General features: G+C 64.6%; 14 protein-coding genes. 5 read left to right on the top strand and 9 right to left on the bottom strand.

Annotated elements, in window-relative coordinates; all coding sequences use genetic code 11:
* Positions 1-9: 9 nt before the first annotated feature.
* Both ybeY and TVC13_RS11845 read right to left on the bottom strand, forming a co-directional pair.
* Positions 10-483, bottom strand: a complete 474-nt coding sequence (ybeY, locus tag TVC13_RS11850; RefSeq protein ID WP_422401400.1) for an rRNA maturation RNase YbeY — start codon at positions 481-483, stop codon at positions 10-12.
* Positions 480-1517 (bottom strand): PhoH family protein, encoded by a 1038-nt coding sequence (locus TVC13_RS11845; RefSeq protein WP_422401399.1) that lies wholly within the window; start codon positions 1515-1517, stop codon positions 480-482. The genes ybeY and TVC13_RS11845 overlap by 4 nt, the downstream gene beginning before the upstream one ends.
* 386 nt (positions 1518-1903) lie before the next feature.
* Here TVC13_RS11845 and TVC13_RS11840 point away from each other — a divergent pair, with 386 nt between their 5' ends.
* A complete protein-coding gene (locus TVC13_RS11840; protein ID WP_422401398.1) occupies positions 1904-2824 on the top strand; it encodes a GerMN domain-containing protein in 921 nt (306 codons plus the stop codon).
* Between the two features lie 21 nt (positions 2825-2845).
* Here TVC13_RS11840 and TVC13_RS11835 read toward each other — a convergent pair whose 3' ends face one another.
* The 3 genes from TVC13_RS11835 to hrcA all read right to left on the bottom strand — a co-directional run bounded on the left by TVC13_RS11835 (position 2846) and on the right by hrcA (position 5892).
* Entirely contained in the window at positions 2846-3628 is a 783-nt protein-coding gene (locus TVC13_RS11835) for a 16S rRNA (uracil(1498)-N(3))-methyltransferase (protein ID WP_422401397.1), read from the bottom strand.
* A gap of 15 nt (positions 3629-3643) precedes the next feature.
* Positions 3644-4783, bottom strand: a complete 1140-nt coding sequence (gene dnaJ / locus TVC13_RS11830; RefSeq protein WP_422401396.1) for a molecular chaperone DnaJ — start codon at positions 4781-4783, stop codon at positions 3644-3646.
* Positions 4784-4878: 95 nt separating this feature from the next.
* Positions 4879-5892, bottom strand: coding sequence for a heat-inducible transcriptional repressor HrcA (gene hrcA / locus TVC13_RS11825; protein ID WP_422401395.1), 1014 nt, complete (start codon positions 5890-5892; stop codon positions 4879-4881).
* Positions 5893-6075: 183 nt separating this feature from the next.
* Between hrcA and TVC13_RS11820 the strand changes: the two genes are divergently transcribed.
* Positions 6076-6918: a DUF3097 domain-containing protein gene (locus TVC13_RS11820; RefSeq protein WP_422401394.1), complete on the top strand. Its 843-nt coding sequence runs from the start codon at positions 6076-6078 to the stop codon at positions 6916-6918.
* 138 nt (positions 6919-7056) lie between these two features.
* Positions 7057-7482, top strand: coding sequence for a DUF4870 domain-containing protein (locus TVC13_RS11815; protein ID WP_422401393.1), 426 nt, complete (start codon positions 7057-7059; stop codon positions 7480-7482).
* Positions 7483-7526: 44 nt separating this feature from the next.
* Here the strand turns inward: TVC13_RS11815 and hemW are convergent, their stop codons facing one another.
* Both hemW and lepA read right to left on the bottom strand, forming a co-directional pair.
* Positions 7527-8756 (bottom strand): radical SAM family heme chaperone HemW, encoded by a 1230-nt coding sequence (hemW, locus tag TVC13_RS11810; protein ID WP_422401392.1) that lies wholly within the window; start codon positions 8754-8756, stop codon positions 7527-7529.
* Positions 8753-10606: a translation elongation factor 4 gene (gene lepA / locus TVC13_RS11805; RefSeq protein ID WP_422401391.1), complete on the bottom strand. Its 1854-nt coding sequence runs from the start codon at positions 10604-10606 to the stop codon at positions 8753-8755. Before lepA ends, hemW begins: the two co-directional genes overlap by 4 nt.
* A gap of 173 nt (positions 10607-10779) precedes the next feature.
* Here lepA and TVC13_RS11800 point away from each other — a divergent pair, with 173 nt between their 5' ends.
* Together TVC13_RS11800 and rpsT are read left to right on the top strand one after the other, a co-directional pair.
* Positions 10780-11421 (top strand): type II toxin-antitoxin system PemK/MazF family toxin, encoded by a 642-nt coding sequence (locus tag TVC13_RS11800; RefSeq protein ID WP_422401390.1) that lies wholly within the window; start codon positions 10780-10782, stop codon positions 11419-11421.
* A 236-nt stretch (positions 11422-11657) separates the two neighbouring features.
* Positions 11658-11918, top strand: coding sequence for a 30S ribosomal protein S20 (gene rpsT, locus TVC13_RS11795; RefSeq protein WP_055241021.1), 261 nt, complete (start codon positions 11658-11660; stop codon positions 11916-11918).
* Between the two features lie 102 nt (positions 11919-12020).
* On the opposite strand, the gene TVC13_RS11790 is transcribed toward rpsT, so the two are convergent.
* Entirely contained in the window at positions 12021-13793 is a 1773-nt protein-coding gene (locus TVC13_RS11790; protein ID WP_422401389.1) for a DUF222 domain-containing protein, read from the bottom strand.
* Between the two features lie 194 nt (positions 13794-13987).
* Entirely contained in the window at positions 13988-15007 is a 1020-nt protein-coding gene (gene holA, locus TVC13_RS11785; RefSeq protein ID WP_422401388.1) for a DNA polymerase III subunit delta, read from the bottom strand.
* Positions 15008-15133 lie beyond the last annotated feature (126 nt).

Below are 15133 nucleotides of genomic sequence, written 5' to 3'. Positions count from 1 at the left end.
CGCCTACGCTCAACTGCGTGTCTCCTTCGGGGCATCCTTGCCCGTGTAGTCGGAGAGGAGGCGCCGCTGAAGGCCGAACATTTCGGCTTCTTCCTCGGGTTCAGCGTGATCGTAGCCGAGCAGGTGGAGGATCCCGTGGGTGGTCAGGAGGAGCAGTTCGTCCTCCAGCCCGTGCCCTGCGGTCTCCGCCTGGCGGGCTGCGACCTGCGGGCAGAGGACAATGTCCCCGAGGACTCCCGCGGGGGTTGGCCGTCCCGGGGAACCGGGGCGCAGCTCGTCCATCGGGAAAGAGAGCACATCAGTGGGTCCGGGAAGGTCCATCCATTCGATGTGCAGCTTCTCGATCGCGTCTTCGTCCACCAGGATGATGGACAGTTCTGCCTCGGGGTGGACGTACATGGCGTCCAGGACAAAGCGGCCAAGCCGGGACAGCGCTTCCTCATCCGCTTGCATGGCGGACTCGTTGTTGACTTCGATGCTCATCGTTTCTTCTCCTGCCCGGCACTGTGGGAACCGGTGCGGGAACGGCGTTCTTCATCCCATTCGCTGTAAGCGGTCACAATGTCGCTGACCAGGCGGTGGCGGACGACGTCGGTTGCCGTGAGTTCGGAGAAATGGACGTCTTCGATTCCGTCCAGGATTTCGTGCACGATCCGCAGCCCGGAGGTCGTGGAGCCGGGAAGGTCGACCTGGGTGACGTCACCCGTGACAACCATCTTGGATCCGAAGCCCAGGCGGGTCAGGAACATCTTCATCTGCTCAGGCGTGGTGTTCTGGGCCTCGTCCAGGATGATGAACGCGTCGTTGAGGGTCCGGCCGCGCATATAGGCCAGCGGGGCTACCTCAATGGTTCCCGCAGCCATCAGGCGGGGAATCGATTCCGGGTCCATCATGTCGTGCAGCGCATCGTAGAGCGGGCGCAGGTAGGGATCGATCTTGTCGTTCATCGTGCCGGGCAGGAATCCCAGCCGCTCCCCTGCTTCCACAGCCGGACGCGTCAGGATAATCCGGTTGACTTCTTTCTGCTGCAGCGCCTGCACAGCTTTGGCCATGGCCAGGTAGGTCTTGCCGGTGCCGGCCGGGCCAACCCCGAAGACCACGGTGTTGCGGTCGATCGCATCCACGTAGTTCTTCTGGTTCAGCGTCTTGGGCCGGATGGTGCGCCCGCGTGTGGAGAGAATGTTCTGCGTCAGCACTTCGGCCGGGCGTTCCGCACTCTGCTCACGCAGCATGGTGATCAGCTGCTCCAGTACCTGGGGCGTGACCCGGGTCTGGTGCCGGGCGAGCACCCGGACTTCGTTAACGAGGCGGACGGTCCGGTCCACAGCGGGCGCCGGACCGGAGACAGAGAGCTCATTGCCGCGGACATGGAGGTTCACCTCCGGGAAGGCGTTCTCGATGACTTTCAGGGCTTCATCGTTGGCGCCCAGAGACTGGACCATGTGCTCTGTGGAGTCAAAGACAATCGTCTGCTGGTCCTCGCGGATGGTGCCGATTCCTGCTGAAGATTCGGTCATATATGCGGCCCCTCGGCCTCTCATCGCCCCTTTTTGAAATCTGGATTGGAAGTCTGCTGAAAATCATGGTGCGCACAGCCTCCTTAATTCTACTGGATAGGCGCCTGCGTGCACTTGCTGAATCCCGGGCAGCCCCCGGGCGTGGGCATCGGTGCGGACCAGTTACCGACTATGTGAGCTGTGTTACGGGGTTTGTCTCGGGTTGGCATCGTCTGGGTCTCAATCAGGTTTCAGTCCCGCCACAGAACCATCAACGCCCGCTTTTGGGGTGTTTTGCTGTGCCAAGCTTGATGGCATGCTCCGGCCGGGTCCCGCCCCGGCAGGATCCCCCACGCATCGCCCGGTCCACGGACTGCGGGCACAAGACACGGAAGGCAGGGATAGTCATGACCAGGCAGCACAATCGCCTCTCCGGCCGCACCCGCCTCCTGATGGCCGCAGCAGCAGCCCCGCTGCTGCTTAGCTCCTGCGGTGTGGTGGCAGAACTGCCCACCACCAGCATGCCCAGCTCCTTCAGCGCCGCGACCTCGCCGGAGTCCCGCCCGATGGCGGTGTCCGCTCCTGCGGAGGCAACCGCTTCCAAGGTGGTCATGCCGGTGTACTGGCTGGGCCTGAACGGATCCGATGTCCAGCTCTACCGGGAGTTCCTCCCGTCGCAGAACACGGGCGACCCGATTGGTGAAGCCGTGATGGCCATGACCACCGACACTCCGCGCGATGACGACTACTTCACGCCGTGGGCGCCGGCGTCAAAGGTCTCGGCATCCATCTCCAGCAAGAACATCATCACGGTGGACATCACCTCTGATGCGTTCAAGCCATCCCTCGACGCAGGCATGGCCCACCGGGCCGTGCAGCAGCTTGTGTACACTGCCACCGCGGCAGCAGCCAATGCAGGGCTGACGACGGCCGGCTACAACACCAGCGTGGTTGTGCTGGTGGACGGGAAGGCCGGCTACAACGCCTTTGGCCATGAAGATCTTGAGCCGGCCCTGGAACGGGACAAGACCCTTCCGGCACCGATCTGGATTATCAGCCCGCAGGAGAAGGACGGTACCGAAACCTCCGTCACCTTCATGGGAACTGCGGTTGTCCGCGAGGACCAGCTCGCCTGGAGCGTGGAACGCGTACTCAACGGACGCCCGGAGACAACTCCCGTCCAGTCCGGAGAGATCAAGCTGGAGGCCGAGGCAGGCGAGACCGCCATGTTCGAAGTCCCCATTGAGCTGGAACCCGGGGATTACAACCTGCGGGTCTTCCACGGTGACGGCGACAACCAGGATTCAAAGCGCTTCACGGTCTACTAGACCGGGGTTGAGTCCGGCCGGTCAGCTCCAGCGGCCCAGCAGGTAGTTCAGCAGCACGAGGGCGGCCGGGCCGGCACTCGAGGACCGCAGGACGTGCGGGCCCAGCCGCACAGGCACGGCTCCGGCAGCACCGAGTGCCTCCAGTTCCGCAGGACTGATCCCGCCTTCGGGGCCAACCACGACGGCGATGGACCGGATCCCGTGCTCCGCACCTTCGGCCACAGATCTGGAGAGCGCAAGCTCAACCGCTGCGGCCAGGGGGACCTGGGCTTCCTCGTGCAGGACAAGGACCAGATCAGTGTCAGCCAGCCGTGCCGGCAGCACCTTGCTTTCGGCCACGTCCAGCACCCGGGGAATCCGTGACCGCCTGGACTGCTTGGCGGCAGAAGTGACTACCGCGCGCCATTTGGCCTGGCCTTTTATGGCTTTGTCAGCCTTCCAGCGCACGATGCTGCGTTCGGACTGCCAGGGCAGAACAGCATCCACGCCGAGTTCAGTGGCTGCCTCGATGGCCTGTTCGTCCCGGTCCCCCTTGGCCAGCGACTGGACCAGGGTGAACTCACAGTCGATCTCCGGTTCGGTTTCAACTTCAAGCACGTCGATTTCAAGCAGTGCAGGCTCAGCGGAGCGCACAGTTCCGCGCAGCCGGGTTCCTGCGCCGTCGACAATGTCTACGTCTTCCCCCGGTGCCAGCCGCTTCACGGTCACGGCATGGCGCGCTTCGGGACCGGTCAGTGCAAAGACACTGCCGGGGGCCGCTGCGGCCACCAGTTCGGGATCGCCGAAAAAGATGGGGCTGGTCACGGTTGGACCCGGCGCCTAGTGGTTGCCGAGGCGGTCGCGCAGTTTCGCGAAGACGCCGCTGTTGGTGTTGCCGCTGACCCGTCCCTCTGCGAATTCCTCGCCCCGCAGCTCGGCCAGGCGGCGCAGCAGTTCTTCCTGCGCTGCGTCCAGCTTCTGCGGGGTCTCCACCTGGACGTGGACCATCAGGTCGCCGCGGCCGTAGCCGCGCAGGTGCGTTACACCAAGACCCTTAAGCGTGGTGACTTCACCGGACTGGGTACCGGCCTTGATGTTGATTTCGCGTTCGCCGTCGAAGGTCTCCATGTTGATGACAGTGCCCAGGGCTGCTGCCGTCATCGGTACCGTGAGGGTGGCGTGCAGGTCATCGCCGTCGCGCATGAACACAGGATCCGCGTTGACGCGGATCTCAACGTACAGATCGCCCTGCGGGCCGCCGGCTGTGCCGGCTTCGCCCTGTCCGCTGAGCTGGATCCGGGTCCCTGTCGCGACGCCGGCGGGCACCTTGATGGTCAGGGTGCGGCGGCTGCGTACGCGGCCTTCGCCTGCACATTCGTGGCACGGGTCCGGGATAACCGTGCCGAAGCCCTGGCAGGAGCCGCAGGGCGCCGTCGTCATGACCTGGCCGAGGATGGAACGTACTGCGCGCTGCACCTGGCCGCTGCCGTGGCAGATGTCGCAGGTGCGCGGGGACGTCCCGGGCTGGCAGCAGGAACCCTCGCAGGTGGGGCAGAGAACCGCGGTCTCGACGTCGATCTTCTTGTTGGTGCCGAAGACGGCATCCTTCAGGTCGATCCGGACGTTGATGAGTGCGTCCTGTCCCCGCCTGGTGCGTGATGCCGGTCCGCGGCCGCCGCCGGGGGCACCGCCGCCGAAGAAGGTGTCGAAGATGTCCTGGAAGCCGAAGCCCTGGCCGCCGAAGCCGCCGCCGAACCCGTTGTCCGTGCCGTTCTCCTGGCCGGTGGTGTCATAGACGCGCCGCTTCTGCGGATCGGACAGGACTTCGTAGGCATGGGTCACGGCTTTGAACTCGTCTGCCGCCCCGGGGGCAGTGTTCACGTCCGGATGAAGCTTGCGGGCAAGCTTGCGGTAGGCCTTTTTGATTTCCTCGCCGGTGGCATCCCGGCTTACGCCGAGTACCTGGTAGTGATCACTCACTCGTGCACATCGCTTCCTGTGTTGCGTCCCCCGCCTCGGGGATGATTAGTCTTCCGGACACCGCCCTGCGCGGGCGGCTGCCAGTCTTTGAGGGGTCAGTTGTTCAGGACCCGGGAAAGGTAGCGGGCAACGGCTCGAACCGCTGCCATGGTGTTGGGATAGTCCATCCGGGTGGGACCAAGGATTCCTACCATAGCCGAAGCATCCGGCCCATACCCAGTGGCTACGACGGATGCCTCCGAGAGGGACCCGTACGGATTTTCCGATCCGATACGGACCGAGACACCCCTGGCGTCCTGCTCCATCTCCGAGAGCAGCCTGAGCATAACCACCTGCTCTTCGAGGGCTTCCAGGATGGGCCCGATGGTCAGCGGGAAGTCCCCCGTTGCCCGGGCCAGGTTGGCCGTTCCGGCCATGACCATCCGGTCTTCCCGGTTGATTCCGGCCAGCTGTTCGAGGGCCCGCCCGAGCGCTGCGGCGGTTCCCCGCAGGTGTGCGGGCACGGTGGCCAGGGTGTCAGCCAGATGAGAAGTAATCCGCGTCAGCGTGGTTCCGGCCAGGGCCTGCAGGAAATGCTGGCGCAGTTCGTGCAGATCCTGCTCCGTCACGGGGGCCGGTACGGTGATGACCCGCTGCTCGACCCGCCCCGTGGTGGAGATCAGGACCACTAGAACCTGTGCCGGGGCCAGCAGCACAAACTCGATGTGCCGCACCTTCGCGTTGCCCAGGTGCGGGTACTGCACGACGGCAACCTGGTTGGTCAGCTGGGAAAGCAGCCGTACCGTGCGGTCCAGGATGTCATCGATGTCCTCCGCGCCTTCAAGGAGGGTCTGGATGGCTCGGCGTTCGGCGGCGGACAGCGGCCTTAGGTCCGAAAGCTGGTCCACGAACAGGCGGTAGCCCTTATCCGTGGGTATGCGTCCGGCCGAGGTATGCGGCGCGACGATGAGGCCCTCCTCTTCGAGGACCGCCATGTCATTGCGGATAGTGGCGGAGGAAACCCCGAGCTGGTGGCGTTCCACCAGTGCTTTGGAGCCCACGGGCTCACGGGAGTGGACGTAGTCTTCGACAATGGCCCGGAGCACCTCGAGCCGGCGTGGTTCGCTCAATGGTTCCCTCCTTCGCTGACGGACTGTCACTGACACCCGGACGTCAAACCGCCCTGCAGGCTGGTTAGCACTCGGTGTCCCTAAGTGCTAAGTCTAATACCAAGTGCTGCCGTTGCTAGCATTGAATCTTCCGTGCCTGCGGCTCATGCAGGTGCTGCGCAGCATCTTCAGGAACGAGGTTTTATGCCCAGCTACGAGTGGGGGCCGCAGGACATCACCGCCCCGGCCCGTAAGGCCCTGCGGCAGGTCGGCGCCGAAAAGGGGCTGGTGCTGGAAGAGGTCCAGACCGGCTGGGTTGGGGCAGTGCTGCGCACCGAGAAGTCCGGCGGGATGCACCTGGTGGTGCTTGAAGATGCGCGCGGCCGGACCCGCTCCTTTGAACTGGGCTTCGGTTTCCTCCTTGAGGGTGAACCTGTTGAGGTGATTCCTGCCGTCAAGGCGGCGGCCCCCGTGACCCGGCGCACGGCGTCGGGATCCGTGGCGGTGGAAAACGTCCGGGCACGTACCGCCAGGGCGAGCCGGATCTGGGTGGAAGGCAAGCACGACGCCGAACTGGTGGAAAAGGTCTGGGGAGACGACCTGCGGATCGAAGGCATCGTAGTCGAGCCCCTCCACGGGGTGGACGACCTGGCCGGCGCAGTGCGGGACTTCTCCCCTGGCCCCGGGCGGCGCCTCGGCATCCTCGTGGACCATCTGGTGGCCGGCTCCAAGGAATCGCGCATTGCGGCCGAAGCGATGCGGGTTCCCGGGGCCGCCGGCAACGTGCTGATTGTGGGCCATCCCTACGTCGACGTCTGGCAGGCGATCAAGCCCCATGTGATCGGACTGCAGGCCTGGCCCGTGGTGCCGCGGAACGAAGACTGGAAGACCGGGATCCTCCGGGGCCTGGGCTGGCCGCACCGCGACCACACCGATGTTGCCCTGGGCTGGAAGAAGCTGCTGGGCTCGGTCCGCACCTACGCGGACCTGGAACCGGCACTACTGGGACGAGTGGAAGAAGTCATCGATTTCCTGACCGTTCCCTAGTGCGGGCGGCCGGCAGCGCCGCGCCGCGCTGGCCTGCCCGTTGCCTGCTACGCGGTCCGAAACCAGTACCCTTGTCTAACAACAGGTACCCGCGGGGGGCTTACCCTGCGTCATCTGAGAGTTAAAGGAATAGCAACCGTGTCCAACCCACGCCCGAACCACCCGCAGCCGGAACACCACGGTTCGCCGGCGCGCCCGGACTATCAGGGTGCCCCGGCCAACGCCCTTCCCCTGACCGCGTCAGAAGACCGGCAATGGGCCACCCTGTCCCACTTTGGCGGGATCCTGGGGTTCGTTCCTTCACTTATCATCTACCTGGTCTTCCGCGACCGCGGGCCGTTCACCGCGCAGGAGTCCAAGGAAGCCCTGAACTTCACCCTGCCTCCCACCATCCTTGCACTGGTGGCCTGGCTGCTTTCATTTATCCCGGTGGTAGGCGGGTACTTCGCCATCCTCAACGCGCTGATCTGGATTGCAGTCGCCGTGTTCTCCGTCGTGGCCGGCATCGAATGCAACCGCGGCCGGCCTTACCGCTACCGGTTCAACCTGCGCCGCATCCGCTAGTCAGGCTGCCCGCGGCGGCATCAGCCTCCGCGGGTCTGTAGGAACTAGGGCAACAGCCGGCGCACAACGGCGTCGGCCAGCAGCCTGCCCCTGAGCGTGAGCAGTACGGTGCCGGCAATAGCCGCCTTCGGTTCCACCAGGCCGTCCGCGATCAGTCCGGCAATCTCGTGCCGACCTTCCGGGCGCAGCAGCTCCCGCGGCAGGCCCTCGGCCAGGCGCGTCCGGAGCATAACGTCTTCCAGGTAGCGGGTGTCCGCATCCAGGGTTTCGCGCCCTACAGCCGGTGACTCCCCCGCCGCGATCCGCTGCGCGTAGGCAGTGGGGTGCTTGGCGTTCCACCAGCGGACTCCGCCGACGTGCGAATGCGCGCCGGGACCGATTCCCCACCAGTCATCGCTGCGCCAGTAGGCCAGGTTGTGCCGGCAGGCGTCCTGCGGGGTACGTGCCCAGTTGCTGACTTCGTACCAGTTCAGGCCGGCGGCCGTGAACAGTTCATCGGCCAGCAGGTACTTGTCCGCGTGGTCGTCGTCGTCGATCGGCGGCACTTCGCCGCGGCGCATGCGCGCGGCCAGCTTCGTTCCCTCCTCGACGATCAGCGCGTAGGCGGAAATGTGGTCAGGTCCGTAGCTGAGGGCTTCCTCGACCGAATGCTTCCAGTCCGCCAGGGACTCCCCCGGCGTGCCGTAGATCAGGTCCACGCTGATTTTCAGGCCGGCGTCGCGCGCCCACTGCACAGCCTGCGGTACCCGTGAGGGTGTGTGGGTCCGGTCCAGGACCGCCAGGACGTGCGGCACCGCGGACTGCATGCCGAACGAGACCCGGGTAAAGCCGGCATCTGCGAGGAGCTGCAGGGATTCCGGGGTCACCGAGTCGGGATTCGCCTCGGTGGTTACCTCTGCGCCGGGAGCCAGGCCCCACTGCTCGAGGGCGGTGCCAAGAATGGCGGCCAGGTCCTCGGCGGGGAGCAGGGTTGGCGTACCGCCGCCAAAAAAGACAGTCTCGATCGGCCGCTCCGGGATGCCCGAGGCTGCCAGGGCTTTGGCAGCGAACCGGACTTCCTGCTGTGCCGTTGCGGCGTAGGCGTCCTGCGAGGCACCGCCGCCAAGCTCAGTAGCGGTGTAAGTGTTGAAATCGCAGTAGCCGCAGCGCACGGCGCAGAACGGAATGTGGACATAGAGTCCGAATTTCCGTTCTGCTGCGGCGGTGGCTGCGACGGCCGGAAGGATGCCGTCCCTTGGGGCGGGATCCCCGAGCGGAAGCGCGCTGGGTGTCACTTCTTGGCTTTGTCCTTGGACTCGTCGGAGGACAGGGCGGCCACGAAGGCTTCCTGCGGTACTTCCACGCGGCCAACCATCTTCATGCGCTTCTTGCCTTCCTTCTGCTTTTCCAGCAGCTTGCGCTTACGGCTGATGTCGCCGCCGTAGCACTTGGCAAGCACGTCCTTGCGGATCGCGCGGATGGATTCGCGGGCGATGATGCGGGAGCCGATGGCAGCCTGGATGGGTACCTCGAACTGCTGCCTCGGGATAAGTTCCCGCAGCTTGCCGGTCATCATGACGCCGTAGGCGTAGGCCTTGTCCTTGTGGGTGATGGAGCTGAAGGCGTCCACCTGTTCCCCCTGGAGCAGGATGTCCACCTTGACCAGGTCGGCCACCTGTTCGCCGTCGGCCTTCCAGTCCAGTGAGGCGTAGCCGCGGGTCTTGGACTTCAGCACATCGAAGAAGTCGAAAACGATCTCGGCCAGCGGCAGGCGGTAGCGGATTTCCACCCGGTCTTCGGAGAGGTAATCCATGCCGCCCAGGACACCGCGGCGGGTCTGGCACAGCTCCATGATGGCGCCGACGAATTCACTCGGCGCGAGGATCGTGGCGGAGACCATCGGCTCACGGACTTCTTTGATCTTGCCTTCGGGGTACTCGCTGGGGTTGGTCACGGTGACCACCTTGTTGTCCTCGAGCGTCACCTCGTACTCCACGTTCGGGGCGGTGGAGATCAGGTCCAGGTTGTACTCGCGCTCGAGCCGCTCACGCGTGATTTCAAGGTGGAGCAGGCCCAGGAAGCCCACGCGGAAGCCGAAGCCCAGCGCCGCCGAGGTCTCGGGTTCGTAAACCAGTGCGGCGTCGTTAAGCATCAGCTTTTCCAGCGCGTCACGCAGCACCGGGTAATCGGCGCCGTCGATGGGGTAGAGCCCGGAGAACACCATGGGCTTGGCATCGGCGTAGCCCGGCAGCGATTCAGCGGCCGGCTTGGCCAAGTTGGTGACGGTGTCGCCGACTTTGGAGAGGCGGACATCCTTCACGCCGGTGATCAGGTAGCCGACCTCTCCGACTCCCAGCCCCTTGGAGGGGGTGGGTTCAGGCGAGCTGACACCGATTTCGAGGAGTTCGTGGCTGGCGCGCGTGGACATCATCTGCACGCGTTCGCGGGGAGAGAGCTTGCCGTCGACCACACGGACGTAGGTGACCACGCCGCGGTAGGTGTCATAGACGGAGTCGAAGATCATGGCGCGTGCCGGGGCGTTTGGGTCGCCGACCGGTGCGGGAATGTCCCGGACAATCTGGTCCAGCAGGGCTTCGACGCCGACGCCGGTCTTGCCGGAAACCTTCAGCACGTCCTCCGGGTCGCCGCCGATCAGCTTCGCCAGTTCTTCGGCGTACTTTTCCGGCTGCGCTGCCGGGAGGTCGATCTTGTTGAGGACCGGAATGATAGTGAGGTCGTTTTCCATCGCCAGATAGAGGTTGGCGAGGGTCTGCGCTTCGATGCCCTGGGCGGCGTCCACCAGCAGCACTGCGCCTTCGCAGGCAGCCAGGGAGCGGGATACCTCGTAGGTGAAGTCAACGTGGCCCGGGGTGTCGATCATGTTCAGGGCGTAGGACGTATCGTCCAGTTCCCACGGCATGCGCACAGCCTGGGACTTGATGGTGATTCCGCGTTCGCGTTCGATGTCCATGCGGTCCAGGTACTGGGCCTTCATGTCGCGCTGCTGTACCACTCCGGTGAGCTGGAGCATGCGGTCGGCCAGGGTGGACTTGCCATGGTCGATATGGGCGATGATGCAGAAATTCCGAATGATCGCCGGATCCGTCGCGGCAGGCACCGGTGAGAAGCGGGCCAGAGGTGACACTGTGGCGGTTCCTTTACTGTTTGCATGGCTTCGGTGCTGTCCCGGATGCGTGCTCAGGACAGGAACCGTTCGCACGCAGGGATTGTACGAAGTGGACTGGTACTAACAGTCTCCCACGTTTACCCCGGCGGACCCGAACCGTTCGCCTGGGCTGCCGCACCTAGGATGGCGGCATGGCTTTTTCTTCCCGCAACCTGCTCAGCCTTGCCCGGACCGCCCTTCGGGTAGCCCGCCATCTGGCGCCCGGTCCCGCAAAAACCCCGCGGCCCAGCCAGCCTGCCCGCGACGGCTCCAATGCCCGCAAGTCTTCCAGCAACCGCAAGCCTGCCGGCAGCGCATCCCGGTCCTCTTCGGCGCCGTCGTCTTCTTCTTCGCGTGCAAGTTCCACCCACCCATCCCCCTCCCGCTCACAGCACGGCGGCGGATACCCCGGCGACTACTCGGGGCCGATCAAACCCGTCTACGCTCCCAAGCCGGACGGCGCTCCGGATCCCGGCGAAGTGGTCTGGGCCTGGGTGCCCTATGAGGACGATCCATCCCAGGGCAAGGACCGTCCGGTCCTGCTGATCGGCCGCAGCGGATCAAGCCTGCTGGGTCTGATGCTCACCACCCGGGACCGGAACAACTCACGTGATTCCGATCCGGACTATCTCGATATCGGCACCGGCGCCTGGGACAGCAAAGGCCGGCCAAGCGAGGTGAAACTGGACCGGATCATTCAGCTGGATCCGGCGGACATCCGCAGGCAGGGTGCCGTTGTGGAGCGTTCGGTCTTTGAGCGAGTTGCAAAGCGCCTCTCGGACCGCCGGGCCTGACGGGCCGGGAGTCAGCATGCTGGACCGTGCTGCGCCCGGTTCCCGCACCAGCGTGCGTGTTCCGTGCAGGGTTCCACACTGCGCCCGAAGTTCTGCTAACATTTATTGCTGTGTGTCCGCGCAGGTCGACGGGCACTTCAGGCCGGGCGCCATTACGGTATCCCCACGCCGCTCAGTCAATGTCTGGTCTGAAATTCCCTCACCGACCAAGTCCGCAATACAAAGAGAGTTTATAAGTGGCCAATATTAAGTCCCAGAAGAAGCGCATCCTCACCAACGAGAAGGCGCGTCAGCGCAACAACTCGGTGAAGTCCGAGCTGAAGACGCTTATCCGCAACGTGGATAACGCTGTCACCGCTGCTGACAAGGAAGCGGCTCAGGCAGCCCTGCAGGCTGCTACCCGCAAGCTGGACAAGGCTGTCAGCAAGGGCGTTATCCACAAGAACAACGCTGCTAACCGCAAGTCGGCCATCTCCAAGAAGGTCAACGCGCTCTAAGCGGGAGCAACACCCTTAGTTTTACGAAAACGGCTGGTCCTTCGGGACCGGCCGTTTTTGCCTTAAGGACGGCGATTCGCCCGTAAGTACCCGCTGCGCAGCTCAGAACTGCGGCGGGGCGGGAAGCTCCTCGTCTGCTGGGAACGGAGGCGGGTCGGGAAGCTCGTCGTCTGCCTGGAACGGGGGCGGGTCCTCAGTTCCCCACCCAGTTGGAATGGAAGGCAACCTTCCCGTCCTTATCCGGTCCGGAACCACGGGTGCCAGCTTCTCCCCCGGGTCCAACGTCTGCCCCGGCTCTAAGGTCTGCCCCGCGTCTAAGGTCTGCCCCGCGTCCCGGGCTCTGTGACTACCCCTGCCATAATCCAGCATTGGGCCGGTCCTCCGCCTCAGGCCGCCGGGAGAAATCCACTCGATGACTCCCGGCTCAGTCTGGGTCGCCTTCCAGTACCCCAGCGTCTTGAGCCGATGGTGTTTAGGACACAGATGCTCCAGATTCGCATGAGTCGTTTCGCCTCCCCATGCCCATGGACGGGTGTGGTCGATCTCGGAATTCAGGACACTGACGCCGCAGCCCGGGAACCGGCAGGTCCCGTCCCGTGCCTGCAGCCACCGTTTCAAACCGGCCGGAACGCGGCGCCGGCGCCCAATGTGAAGGATCTCGCCAGTTGCAGGATCCTGCACCAGGGGTGTCCAGTTTGCTGCTTCCTGGAACATCCGCCGGCCTGTCTCAGGACTGAGCGGCCCGTAGCCGTTGAGTTCGGCCGGATCATCGTTCAATCCCGCGAGTGTGTCCGCCTGGATCAGGACCATAATCTCGGTCTTCAGGTTCCGCCTGCGGCTGCGGGTTCGGGTGACGGTGCGGCCGGGCCTTCGCCCGCTGCGAGAAAGGGGTGGCACTGGAGAGTCGTCGACACCACGCGCTCGGTTCGATTGCTCCGTATCCAGTGCGCCGTCCCCTGGGCTCCCTGCCCCGTTCCCATCCTTTTCCGGGCTGTCCGCCTCACCGGTAGGACCCACAGGACTATCCAAGAGCACGGAAGCAAAGATATCCGCCCGGAGCTGGTCCATAGACCTTCCGTCCCCGGCCTTTTTCGCCCCGCGCGCAGCACCCGAGAGGGAAGTGAAGATGGCCTGGCCCTTTTCAGCAGCAAGAAAAGCAGAGATACATGACATGCCGTCCGGCAGAGCCTCCAGAGAAACCCGGCGCTTTCCGAAGGCATCCCGGTGCCGCTGCGGAATCGTCTCCGGATGCCGCCGCTCCCTCAACCTTCGGGCCCTAGCGCGGAACTTCGCCACCGTGGTGTCCTCGGCCAAGGCCAGTAAGTCCGACTCGAACTGCGCCCTCCCCTGCTCCTCCACGGAGCGGGTGTGATCCAGGACCTCCTGGGCATGCCGGTACGTGATCCTGCCGGCACACAATCGAGACAGGGTCTGTGGGTACTCTCTGCACAGTTCACCGGCTTCAAAGACCCTGCCCATAGCAGTCATGTGCGGCACGTTCAGCAGCGTGCCAACTTCCGCGGCAGCGAGACTCAGGGACAGGGACGCATCCCGTCGCCCCGAGGCTTCCGGGAAGCCATCTTCCAGAACTTCATGAATCCGGGAAATGACCCGCACCTGCTGCGCCGCTGCCCAGCAGACAAGGGCCTCAAGCCTCTGCAGGACACCACCTGCGTCCTCCAGGTTGAGTGACCTTGGGTCCTTCAGCGACAGCTTGCCGCCAAAACCCTCGGGCAGCGCCGCCTCAGTGACTTGTTGACGGGCATTCTCGTCGGCACAGAACACCTCTGAAGGCAACGGATCCTGGCTCCCGGCCTTCCGGTCGAAAGGGGGTGCTTCGCTGCCGTTGGAAGTAGTGCCCGCGGAACGGTTCATACCCCTAGGATCTCAGCCGCCTCTGACATTACCGGGCCAAAAAAGCCCCTTCCGGGGACCACCGGCCTACTGGTCTTTCGACCAAAAATACCTCACTCGCAGGCGATGTTTACCGAGACGGTACTCCCGCCTCCGAAGGGTCCGCAGCCCCTGGAACAGAACCCCGCCAGCCACTGCTGCAAAAGGGGACTGGGTTACCGTCCGGAGGCAGCCAGCGCGATGACCGTAACAGCACGCTCCACCGCGTACACCGGATCACGGCCGGCACCCTTGACCTGGGCATCCGCCTCAGCGAGAACCTGAACTGCCTTGACCAGAGACTCGGATGAGAATCGCTGCGCGTCCCGCTTCGCCTGGTCAACCTGCCATGGGGCCATCCCGAGATCCTTCGCCAGGGACGCGGAGGAACCCCGAAGATCAGCCACCCGAGCAACTGCGCGTACCTTCATGGCCAGAGCAGCCACCAGGGGAACCGGATCCACACCGGTCGCGAGGGCATGGCGCAGCATGGAGAGCGCAGCGCCCGCGCGTCCGGCCAGAGCGGCATCGGCCACCTTGAAGGCAGTCGCTTCGACCCGGCCGCCATAGTACTTTTCGACAGTCTCTTCAGTGACTTCACCGGACGTATCGTTCATCAGCTGCTGGCAGGCCGAAGCAAGCTCAGCCAGGCTCGAACCCACTGCACTGACCAGCGCGCGGACCGCACCGCCGTCGATCCTGCGCTTCGCCGCCTTGAACTCCTGGGAAACAAAGTCGGCCTTGTCAGCGTCTTTCTTGAAGGGCTGGCAGTCGACGACCGGCGCCTTGGAAGCCTTCACGGCGTCGAGCAGTTTCTTGCCCCGGTTTCCGCCCGAGTGGTGCAGAACCAGCACTGTGTCCGGGGCGGGATCCGAGAGGTAGGCGAGGGTGTCGTTCAGGAACTCCTCACTCATGTGAGCGAGGTTCCCGGCCTCAATCAGCTTCGCCTCTCCGAACAAAGACGGGCTCGCAATCAGCGTCAACTCGCCGGCAGAGTAAGCGGCTGCGTCGATCCGGATCACCTCGGTGTCCGGAGCCTGGCTGCGCTGCTGGAGCCGAATATTCTCCATGGCCCGCCCGGCCAGATACTCTTCCGGCCCGGTCAGGAGCACCACAGGGGCCGGGGCAGCCTGGCGCCACGAGACGGTACCGGCCGCCGGTTTGGCGGAAGATTTCTTGGGTACGGCCGGATTCACGGATGCACTGCTCCTGGAATGGTGAACGGGGATCAATCACCCCCAACATTGCCACGGGGCACCCCGCCCGCCAACTTCCGCCGTCGTCGTTTTTGCCACACCCGTCCCCCGCCTGCAGTCCGTGCC

The organism is Arthrobacter sp. 3Tela_A (genome assembly GCF_049311025.1).
GTDB lineage: Bacteria > Actinomycetota > Actinomycetes > Actinomycetales > Micrococcaceae > Arthrobacter_B.
Note: the sequence above shows the minus strand (reverse complement) of the source record. Positions and strands in the feature narration are given on the sequence as shown.